The following is an 11,576-nucleotide window of genomic DNA, read 5'->3' as shown; positions in this document are numbered from 1 at the left end:
TGAGGATGCGGTTCTTGCGGTGGCGGGGCGGTGGCGGCATACGCGGTTGCGCGTGTCGCATGCTTTTCATTCGGCCCGGATGGAGCCGATGTTGGACGAGTTCCGTGCGGTCGCTGAGAACGTCGAGTTCGGCGAGGCACGCATTCCGGTGGTGTCGAATGTGACCGGTGATGTGACGGATGAGATCGGCACTGCGGAGTATTGGGTTCGGCAGGTGCGGAGTACGGTGCGGTTCCACGACGGTATGCGTTTCCTCGATGGGCATGGTGTGCGGACTTTTCTGGAGGTCGGGCCGGATGCCACGTTGGGTGTTATTCCGACGCAGCGCAGGAACCGGTCCGAGGTTGAGGCGCTCACCACTGGGTTGGCGCGTGCCTACGTGCGGGGTGTGGGTGTTGAGTGGGGGAAGGTGATCGGTGGTGGGAAGCGGATCGACCTGCCCACCTACCCGTTCCAACGGCAGCGCTACTGGCTCGACGAACCGGTGCCCACCACCGACGTCACGTCCGCGGGCCTCACCTCCGCCGACCACCCGCTGCTCGGCGCCGCGGTCCCGCTCGCCGAGGGCGACGGCTTCCTGCTCACCGGACGGCTCTCCCTCGCGACCCATCCCTGGCTGGCCGACCACGTCGTCGGCGGCGTGGTCGTGCTGCCCGGCACCGTGTTCGTCGAGCTGGCCCTGCGCGCCGGCGAAGAGGCCGGCTGCGGGGTGATCGACGAGCTGACGCTGGCGGCACCCGTGCTCATCCCCGAGCGCGGCGGGGTGTCCGTGCAGGTCGCCGTCGACCCCCCCGACGAGACGGGCCGGCGCGCGGTGCGGATGCACTTCCGCCACCCCGACACCGACGAGTGGACCAGGAATGCCACCGGGTTCCTCACGACCGGCGAACAGACCCCGCACGACCTCGTCCCCTGGCCACCACCCGGCGCGACACCGATCGACACCACCGACCTCTACCCGACCATGGCCGACGCCGGACTCGGCTACGGGCCGGCGTTCCAGGGCCTGCGAACCGCATGGCGCGCCAGCGACCACCACAACGGCCACCACCACAACGGCAACAACTACAACGGCAACCCCGACCACGGCGACAACCACAGCGACAACGGCGGCGGCCACCTCGGCAACCTCAGCGACCACCGCGGCAATTCCGGCGACCCCGGCAACCACCCCAACAACCACGGTGGCAGCTCCGGCGACCCCGGCGACCACCCCAGCCACCACGGCGGCAACTCCGGCAACCATGCTGGCAACTCCGGCGACCCCGACGATCACCCCAGCCACCACGGCGGCAACTCCGGCAACCATGCTGGCAACTCCGGCGACCCCGACGATCACCCCAGCCACCACGGCGGCAACTCCGGCAACCATGCTGGCTACTCCGGCGACCCCAGCAACCATGGTGGCTACTCCGGCCACCCCGGCAACTCCGGCAACCATGGTGGCAACTTCGGCGACCCCAGCGGCCACGGTGGCAACTCCGGCCACCAGAGCAACCATGGTGGCAACTCCGGCCACCCCGGCCACCCCGACAACCATGGTGGCAACTTCCGCGACCCCAGCAACCATGGTGGCAACTCCGGCCACCCCGGCAACCATGGTGGCAACTCCGGCGACCCCGGCGCCCAGGGCGCCCACGGCGGCGGCCACCCCGGCCACCCCGGCGACTCCGGCGACTCCGGCGACTCCGGCGACTCCGGCGACTCCGGTGGCAACTCCGGCCACCCCGGCGGCCACCCCGACAATCCCAGCGACCACGAGCACGACCTCTACGCCGAGGCGGTGCTGCCCGAAACACTGGCCGCCGACGGTTTCGGGATCCATCCCGCGTTGCTCGACGCCGCTCTGCACGCCGTCGGGCTCGCCGCGGGCCGGGAGCTGGCCGGCGAGGCCCGGTTGCCGTTCGAGTGGGCCGGCGTCACCCTGCATCGCGCCGGTGCCACCGCCGTGCGCTGCCGCGTCGCACAGGTCGGGGACGACGCCGTCTCGGTGCTGCTGGCCGATGCCGCCGGCGCGCCGGTGCTGTCGGTGGCATCCCTGCTGCTCCGCCCGATCCCGGCCGCGCAGCTCCGCCGCACCCGGCGCGACGCGCTGTACGAAGTGGATTGGCAACCGGTCCCGCCGCGACCGACCGTGCTGTCCGGCCGGTGGGTCGTCATCGCCGACGATGACCCCAACCTCGACCCCAACCCCAACCCCAACCTCGACCTCGACCTCGCCGCCACCGGCGTCCCGGCTCGTGTCCGCGCGGACCTCGCGGCGGCGGCCGACACCGCACCCGACGTGGTCGTGGTCCCGCTCCCCACGCGGGCGAGCGCCGGTGCCGCCACCCGGCACGTGCTCGACCTGGTGCGCACCTGGCTGGCGGAGCCGCGTTTCGAGGCTGCCCGGCTGGTGCTGGTGACGGTGGGCGGCGCCGGGCCGGACGGCCGGGACGTCGCGGCGGCCGCCGTCCACGGTCTGGTCCGATCCGCGCAGGCCGAGCATCCCGGCCGGTTCTTCCTGGTCGACCTGGACGACCCGCGGCGGCCCGCCGCGGCGATCATCGACGCGGTCGGCACCGGGGAGCCGCAACTCGCCGTGCGGGCCGGCACCCTGCTCGCGCCCCGGCTGGTCCGGTTCACCGGTCCACCCGGCACCCGGCCGTCCCCGTGGCACCGGGACGCCACCGTGCTGATCACCGGCGGCACCGGCAGCCTCGGCGCGCTCACCGCCCGCCACCTCGTCACCGACCACGACGTCCGCCGGCTCGTGCTGGTCAGCCGGCGCGGGCACGCGCCGGAGCTGCACGACGAACTGACCGCGCTGGGCGCCGAGGTGACCATCGCCGCCTGCGACGCCGCGGACCCCGACGCCCTCGCAACGCTGCTCGCCGGCATTCCCCGGGTCACCGCCGTGATCCACGCCGCGGGCGTGCTGGACGACGGCGTGGTGGCGGGCATGACCGCGGGCCGGCTCGACGCCGTGCTGGCGCCCAAGGTCGACGCCGCGCTCAACCTGCACGAGCTCACCGCGGACCTCGACGCGTTCGTGCTGTTCTCCTCGGCCGCGGCCACCCTCGGCGCCGCCGGCCAGGCGAACTACGCGGCCGCCAACGCCGCGCTGGACGCGCTGGCCCACCGGCGCCGGTCCGCCGGTCAGCCGGCCGTCTCGCTGGCCTGGGGACCGTGGGAGCAGTCCGGCGGCATGGCCGGGGACCTCGGCTCGGCCGAGCGCCAACGCCTCCGCCGGTCCGGCATCACACCACTGTCCGGAGAGGACGGTCTGGCCCTGTTCGACGCGGCGACTGCTTCCGACCGGGCCGTGCTGGTGCCCATCGCGCTGGACACCGCCGCGCTGCGGGCCCGCGCCGAAGAGGTTCCCGCCCTGCTGCGGGCGTTGGTCCCGCCCACGCACCGGTCGTCGCCGAACGGCGTGGCCGCCCCGGTGTCCCTCCCGGACCGGATCGCCGGCCTGCCCGAGACGGAGCGGGACAGGGTGCTGCTGGAGTTCGTGCGCGGTCAGGTCGCCGCGGTGCTGGGTCACCCCTCGCCCGCGACGATCGACGTGGACCGCACCTTCACCGATCTCGGCTTCGACTCGCTGGCGGCCGTCGAGCTGCGCAACCGGCTCGGCACGGCGAGCGGACTGCGGATCCCCGCGACGCTGATCTTCGACCGGCCGACGACCGGCGCGCTGGTCGGCTACCTGGTCGAGGAACTGCGCCCCGGCGACACCGCGACCGTGCGCCCGCTGCTCGCCGAGCTGGACAGGGTCGAGGACGACCTCGCGTCCATCATGGCCGACGACGTCGCCAAAACCCGGCTCGCGGTGCGGCTGCGGGACGTGCTGTCCAAGTTGGACACGACACCGGCCGCCGTCGCCACCGTCACTGCCGTCGGCCGCATCGAGTCCGCGTCCGACGAGGAGATCTTCGAGTTCATCGACAACGAATTCGGTACTTCCCATGGCTGACGAACAGAAGCTCCGCGACTACCTCAAGCGCGTGACCATGGACCTGCACGAGGTCCGGCAACGGTTGCGCGAGGCACAGGCACGTGACAGCGAACCCATCGCGGTCGTCGCCATGAGCTGCCGCTACCCGTCCGGCGTCGGCTCACCGGAGGACCTGTGGCGGCTCGTCGCCGAGGGCGGCGACGCGATCGCCGGCTTCCCGACCAACCGGGGCTGGGACCTCGACCGGCTGTTCGACCCGGACCCGACCACGCCGGGCACCAGCTACGCCCGCGAGGGCGGGTTCCTGCACGACGCCGACCTGTTCGACCCCGACCTCTTCGGGATCTCGCCCCGCGAGGCGCAGGCCATGGACCCGCAGCAGCGCCTGCTGCTCGAGACGGGCTGGGAGCTGTTCGAACGCGCCGGGATCGACGCGACCTCGTTGCGGGGCAGCGAGACCGGCGTGTTCACCGGGCTGATGTACCACGACTACGCCGCCCGCCTGCGGTCCATCCCGGACGGGATGGAAGGCTACCTCGGCAACGGCAGCGCCGGCAGCATCGCCTCCGGCCGCGTCTCCTACACCTTCGGCCTCGAAGGCCCCGCGGTCACCATCGACACCGCCTGCTCGTCCTCGCTCGTGGCCGTGCACCTGGCCGCCCAGTCGCTGCGCCGCGGCGAGTGCGCGCTCGCCGTCGCCGGCGGCGCGACCGTGATGTCCACGCCGGCCGCGTTCGTCGAGTTCTCGCGGCTGCGCGGGCTGGCCGCCGACGGCAGGTGCAAGTCCTTCTCGGCCGCCGCGGACGGCACCGGCTGGTCCGAAGGCGTCGGCCTGGTACTGCTGGAAAGACTGTCCGACGCACACCGCGACGGCCATCCGGTGCTCGCCGTGCTGCGCGGCAGCGCGGTCAACCAGGACGGGGCGTCGAACGGGTTGACCGCCCCCAACGGGCCGTCGCAGGAGCGGGTGATCCTGCGCGCGCTGGCCACCGCCGGCCTCGCCACCGACGACGTGGACGCGATCGAGGCGCACGGCACCGGCACCCCGCTCGGCGACCCGATCGAGGCGCGGGCCCTGCAGGCCACCTACGGCAGGGACCGGGACCGCCCGCTGTGGCTCGGCTCCCTGAAGTCGAACATCGGCCACACCCAGGCGGCGGCCGGCGTCGGCGGCATCATCAAGATGATCATGGCCATGCGGCACGGGTTCCTGCCCAGGAGCCTGCACCTGGCCGAACCCACCCCGCACGTCGACTGGGCGTCCGGCGCGCTGACCCCGCTCAGCGAGGCGACGCCCTGGCCCCGGGGCCGCGGCCGGCGGCGAGCAGGGGTATCCGCGTTCGGCATCAGCGGCACCAACGCCCACGCGATCATCGAGGAAGCTCCCGACACCGAGGCCGCCGAAACCGCCACGCCCGCTCGACCGGAGACGCTGGCTGGTCGGCTGCCGTTGGTGGTGACCGGCAGGACGGCGGACGCGGTGGGCGAGCGGGCTGCCGGTCTGCTGCCCGTGGTGGCCGGTGCGGACGTGGCGGGCGTGTCCGCGAGCGGCACCAACGCCCACGCGATCACCGAGGAGGCCCCCGGCGCCGAGGCCGCCACGCCCGCCCGGCCGGGGACGCCGGCTGGTCGGCTGCCGCTGGTGGTTACCGGTAGGACGGCGGACGCGCTACGCGACGGGGTGGCCGGTGTGGACGGGGTGATCACCGAGGAGGCTCCCGGCGCCGAGGCCGCCGCGTCCTCCGGGCCCGGGATGCCGGCTGGTCGGCTGCCGTTGGTGGTCACCGGCAGGACGGCGGATGCGGTGCGTGACAGGGCAACCGCCCTGCTGCCCGTGGTGGCCGGTGCGGACCCGGTCGACGTCGGCTACTCGCTGGCCACCTCGCGTGCCGCCCTGGAGCATCGGGCGGTGGCGTTCGGTGGCGGGCTGGCCGCGCTGGCTGCCGGTGCCGCCGACCCGGACGTGGTCCGGGGAGCCGTCACCGGTGGCACGACCGCGTTCCTGTTCCCCGGCCAGGGCGCGCAGTGGGTCGGCATGGCGGTCGAGTTGCTCGGCGCGGCGCCGGTCTTCGCCGCGCGGATGCGTGAGTGCGCGGCGGCCATCGAGTCCCATGTGGACTGGCGGCTCCTCGACGTGCTCGCCGACCCGGCCGCGATGGCGCGGGTGGACGTGGTCCAGCCGGCCTCGTTCGCGGTCGCGGTGTCGTTGGCCGAGTTGTGGCGGTCGTTCGGGGTCGGTCCGGCGGCGGTGGTGGGGCATTCCCAGGGCGAGATCGTCGCCGCGTGTGTCGCCGGGGCGTTGTCCCTCGCCGACGCCGCCGCGGTGGCCACCCTGCGCTCCCGGGAGCTGGCCGCGCTGGCCGGCAGGGGCGGGATGGTGTCGGTGGCACTGCCCGAGCACGAGGTTCCGGACCTCTGGGGCGGCCGGCTCGCGGTCGCGGCGGTCAACGGGCCGGCGTCCACCGTGCTGTCCGGGGACGCCGACGCCGTCGACGAGTTCCTCGACCACGCCGCGGACCACGGCATCCGGGCCCGGCGGATCCCGGTGGACTACGCGTCGCACTCGCACCACATGGAGGCCCTGCACAGCCCGCTGCTCGACGCGCTGGCCGGGATCGAGCCGCGTGCCCCCGAGGTGCCGTTCTTCTCCACGGTGACCGGCGAGTGGATCGACGCCGCCGTGCTGGACGCCGAGTACTGGTACCGGAACCTGCGCCGGCCGGTCCGCTTCGCGGAGGCCACCCGTGCCCTGCTCGACCAGGGCTGCGGCGTGCTCATCGAGGTCAGCCCGCACCCCGTGCTCGCCGTGGGCGTGCAGGACACGATCGACGCGGCGGACGCGCCGGCCGTCGTGGTGGGCTCCCTGCGCCGCGACGACGGCGGCATGGACCGGTTCCTGCGTTCGGTCGGCGAGGCCTACGTGCACGGCGCGGCCGTCGACTGGACGCCGGTGTTCCCCGGCGCGCGCCGGGTCGACCTGCCGACCTACCCGTTCCAGCGCCGGCGTTACTGGCTGGACGCGCCCGACACGCCAGGGGACGCGGCCGGTCTCGGCCTCCGGCCGGCCGACCATCCGCTCCTCGCCGCGCACACGTCGCTGGCCGACGACAGCCACCTGTTCACGGGCCGGCTGTCGGTGTCGGCGCAGCCCTGGCTCGCCGACCACCGGGTGCACGACACGGTGCTGCTGCCCGGCGCGGCCTTCGTCGAACTCGTCCTGCGGGCCGCCGACGAGGTCGGCTGCGACCGGCTCGACGAGCTGACCCTGGAGGCGCCGCTCGTCCTGCCCGGCAGCGGCGGCGTGCACCTCCACGTGACCGTCGGCGCCGCCGAGTCGGGCCGCCGCGAGGTGGCCGTCCACTCCCGACCGGAGGAGGGCGCGGAGCCGTGGACGAGGCACGCGACCGGCGTGCTCGTCGAGCACGGCGCCGGCGTGGCCACCGACCGCACCCAGTGGCCGCCGCCCGGCGCGGAACCGCTGCCCGTCGAGGCGACCTACGAGGAGCTGGCCGCGGCGGGACTGAACTACGGGCCGTCGTTCCGGGGCCTGCGCGCGGCCTGGCGGCACGGCGACGCGGTCCTCGCCGAGGTCGCGCTGCCCGACGAGGTCGACGCCGCCGGGTTCGGCCTGCACCCGGCCCTGCTGGACGCCGCCCTGCACGCGGCGGCGTTCCTGCCCGGCCAGGACCGGGTTCGACTGCCGTTCGCGTGGCGCGGTGTCTCGGTGTCCGCGGTGGGCGCGTCCGTTCTGCGGGTGGTGCTCGCCCCGGCCGGCGACGGCGCGATCTCGCTGCGCCTCGCGGACGGTGCCGGCCAGCCGGTGGGCGCGGTCGAGTCCCTCGCGCTGCGGCCGGTGTCCGCCGACCAGCTCGGGACGGTCACCCGGTCCGCCATGGACTCGCTGTTCCGGCTGGACTGGGTGCCCGCCGAGCCCACCGAGCCCGCCGAACCCAGTGAGCCCGCCGCCGACCTGGAGGTCGTCGAGGTGGCCGGTCTCGACGAGCTGACGCGGGTGCCCGACGTCGTCGTGGTGCGGGTGGCCGAGGACGACGACGTCCGTGGCGCGCTGGTCGACGTGCTGGCCCGCCTGCGGTCCTGGCTGGCCGACGACCGGTTCTCCGCGTCCCGGCTGGTGTTCGTGACACCGCCGGGCAGCGCCGCGGGCGGCCTGGTCCGTTCGGCGCAGGCCGAACACCCCGGCCGGTTCGTGCTGCTGGAAGCGGAGGCGGCGGACTGCACGCCGGCCGACGTCGCCGCGGCCGTCGCCCTCGACGAGCCGCGGGTCGCGGTGCGCGGCGGCCGGCTCCTGGTGCCCCGGCTCGCCCGCGCCGACAGCGGCGGCACGCTCGTCCCACCCGAGACCGGACCGTGGCGGCTGGAGGTCACCAGCAAGGGCTCGCTGGACAACCTCGCGCTCGTGTCCCGCCCCGAGGTGGACGGCCCGCTGGCACCGGGCCAGGTGCGGATCGCCGTGCGCGCCGCGGGGCTGAACTTCCGCGACGTGCTGCTCACCCTCGGCATGGTCGACCAGGACGGCCTGGGTGGCGAGGCCGCGGGCACGGTGCTCGAGGTCGGCGCCGGGGTCGCCGGGTTCGCACCAGGGGACCGGGTGTTCGGGATGCTCCCCGACTCGATCGGGCCGATCGCCGTGGCCGACCACCGCATGCTCGCGCCGATGCCGGAGGACTGGTCGTTCGCGCAGGCGGCCTCGGTCCCGGTGGTCTTCCTCACCGCCTACTACGGCCTCGTCGACCTCGCCCGCCTGCGTGCCGGCGAGTCCGTGCTGGTGCACGCCGCGGCAGGCGGTGTCGGCATGGCCGCCGTGCAGCTGGCCCGGCACCTCGGCGCCGAGGTCTTCGGCACCGCCAGCGCCGGCAAGTGGGACACCCTGCGCTCGCTCGGCCTGGACGCCGAGCACCTCGCCTCGTCCCGCGACCTCGGCTTCGCGGCGCGGTTCCCGAGGGTCGACGTGGTGTTGAACTCGCTGGCCAGGGAGTTCGTCGACGCCTCACTCGGGCTGCTCGGGCCGGGCGGGCGGTTCCTGGAGATGGGCAAGACCGACCGGCGCGACCCCGCCGAGGTCGCGCGCGCCCATCCCGGCGTCGACTACCGGATCTACGACATCATGGCGGCCGGCCCGGACCGGATCGGCGAGATGCTCGCCGAGCTGATGGCGCTGTTCCGGACGGGTGCGCTGCGCCCGCTGCCGGTGACCACCTGGGACGTCCGCCGCGCCGCCGGCGCGCTGCGCTTCCTCGGCCAGGCCCGGCACGTGGGCAAGGTCGTGCTCACGATGCCGCGGGTCATCGACCCGACCGGCACGGTGCTGGTCACCGGCGCGACCGGGGTCCTGGGCGGTGCGATCGCCCGGCACCTGGTCGCCGAGCACGGGGTCCGCAGGCTGGTGCTGGCGAGCCGGGGTGGCGAGGCGCCCGAGCTGGCCGCGGAGCTGACCGAGCGGGGCGCGACGGTCGACGTGGTGCGGTGCGACGCCGCCGACCGGGCGGCGCTGGCCGCCGTGCTCGACGCCGTCCCGCGCCTCACCGCGGTGGTCCACGCCGCCGGCGTGCTCGACGACGCCACGATCGACGCGCTGACCCCGCAACGCCTGGACACCGTGCTGCGCCCCAAGGTCGACGCCGCCCGCAACCTGCACGAGCTGGTCGGCGACGTGGACGCGTTCGTGCTGTTCTCCTCGGCGTCGGCCACGCTGGGCGCGCCCGGCCAGGGCAACTACGCGGCCGCCAACGCGTTCCTCGACGGTCTCGCCGAGAAGCGCAGGGCCGCCGGCCTCGCCGGGCAGTCGCTGGGCTGGGGCCTGTGGGCGCGGCGCAGCGCGATGACCGCGCACCTCGGCGACGCGGACGTGCGCCGCATGGCCCGTGCCGGCCTGACCCCGCTGTCCACGGCCGACGGTCTGGCGCTGTTCGACGCCGCGCTGCGCGTGGACGAGCCGGTCGTGCTGCCGATGCACCTGGACACCGCGGCGCTGCGCCGCTCCGGTGACGTGCCCGCGGTGTTCCGCGGCCTGGTGCGTGCCCCGCTCCGGCGGGCGGCGCGGGCCGCTGCCGCCTCGGCGCTGGTCGACCGGCTCTCCCGGATGTCCGACGGGGAGCGTGAGCGGACACTGCTGGACCTCGTGCGCGCGGAGGTCGCCACCGTGCTCGGCCACTCCTCACCGGAGACGGTCGAGGCCAACCGGCCGTTCTCCGACGTCGGCTTCGACTCGTTGACCGCGGTCGAGCTGCGGAACCGGCTGGGTGCCGCGACCGACCGCAAGCTGCCGGCCACGCTGGTGTTCGACTACCCGACCCCGGCCGCGGTCGCCGCCCACCTGCGCGACCAACTCGTCGGCGCCACCGGGCAGCCGGCGGTGACCGCCGCGTCCGCCGCGTCCGCCGCGTCCGACGAGCCGGTCGCGATCGTGGCGATGAGCTGCCGGTTCCCCGGCGGGGTCGGCTCGCCCGAGGACCTCTGGCGGCTGGTCGCGGACGGCGTCGACGCGATGTCGGAGTTCCCGACCGACCGGGGCTGGGACCTGGACGGCCTGTTCGACGCCGACCCCGACCAGCCCGGCACGTCGTACGTGCGCGTCGGGGGGTTCCTGCGCGGCGCGGGGGACTTCGACGCCGAGTTCTTCGGGATCGCGCCGCGGGAGGCGCTGTCCATGGACCCCCAGCAGCGGCTGTTGCTGGAGACCTCCTGGGAGGCGCTGGAGCGCGCCGGCATCGACCCGCTGTCCCTGCGGGGCAGCCAGACCGGCGTGTTCGTCGGGGTCAGCGGGCAGGAGTACGCCGCACTGGTGCGGGCCGCCGCCGAGACCACCGAGGGCTACCTGCTCACCGGCACGTCGGCCAGCGTGGTCTCGGGCCGGGTGGCGTACACGTTCGGCCTGGAGGGGCCCGCGGTGACGGTGGACACGGCGTGCTCGTCCTCGCTGGTGGCGCTGCACCTGGCCGCGCAGTCGCTGCGCCGGGGCGAGTGCACGCTGGCCCTCGTCGGAGGGGTGGCCCTGATGGCCACGCCGGGCGCGTTCGTCGAGTTCTCCCGGCAGCGCGGGCTCGCCGCGGACGGCCGGTGCAAGGCCTTCGCCGCCGCCGCGGACGGCACGGGCTGGGGCGAGGGCGTCGGTGTGCTGCTGGTGGAGCGCCTGTCCGACGCGCGGCGGCACGGACACCGGGTGCTGGCGGTCGTGCGCGGCTCGGCGGTCAACCAGGACGGGGCGTCCAACGGCCTGACCGCGCCCAACGGCCCGTCCCAGCAGCGGGTGATCCGCTCCGCGCTGGCCTCCGCCGGGCTGTCCCCGTCCGAGGTGGACGTGGTCGAGGGGCACGGCACCGGGACCACCCTGGGCGATCCCATCGAGGCGCAGGCGGTGCTGGCGGCCTACGGCCAGGACCGGGACCGTCCGCTGTGGCTCGGGTCCCTGAAGTCGAACATCGGGCACGCCCAGGCCGCGGCCGGCGTGGCCGGGGTGATCAAGATGGTGAAGGCACTGGAACACGGCCTGCTGCCGAAGACGCTGCACGTCGACGAGCCGACGCCGAGCGTCGACTGGTCGGCGGGGGCGGTCTCGCTGCTCACCGAGGCGGTGCCGTGGTCGCGCAACGGCCACCCCCGGCGGGCCGGCGTGTCGTCG

The 11,576-nt window shown here is 74.9% G+C and carries 3 protein-coding genes; 2 read left to right on the top strand and 1 reads right to left on the bottom strand.

Going from position 1 to position 11,576, the window contains the following annotated elements:
- On the bottom strand, window positions 1-265 hold a 265-nt coding region (locus ACJ73U_RS25815), incomplete at its 3' end, for a hypothetical protein (protein WP_407780294.1).
- Between the two features lie 123 nt (window positions 266-388).
- Between ACJ73U_RS25815 and ACJ73U_RS25810 the strand changes: the two genes are divergently transcribed.
- Window positions 389-3,955, top strand: a complete 3,567-nt coding sequence (locus tag ACJ73U_RS25810) for an SDR family NAD(P)-dependent oxidoreductase (RefSeq protein ID WP_407780293.1) — start codon at window positions 389-391, stop codon at window positions 3,953-3,955.
- Window positions 3,948-11,576 (top strand): SDR family NAD(P)-dependent oxidoreductase (locus ACJ73U_RS25805; RefSeq protein WP_407780292.1); only part of this gene is annotated, 7,629 nt, incomplete at its 3' end. The genes ACJ73U_RS25810 and ACJ73U_RS25805, both read left to right, overlap by 8 nt.

The organism is Actinophytocola sp., assembly GCF_045807065.1.
Taxonomy (GTDB): Bacteria; Actinomycetota; Actinomycetes; order Mycobacteriales; family Pseudonocardiaceae; genus Actinophytocola.
The sequence above is the reverse complement of the archived record's forward strand: the minus strand, read 5'-3'. Positions and strand labels throughout refer to the sequence as shown.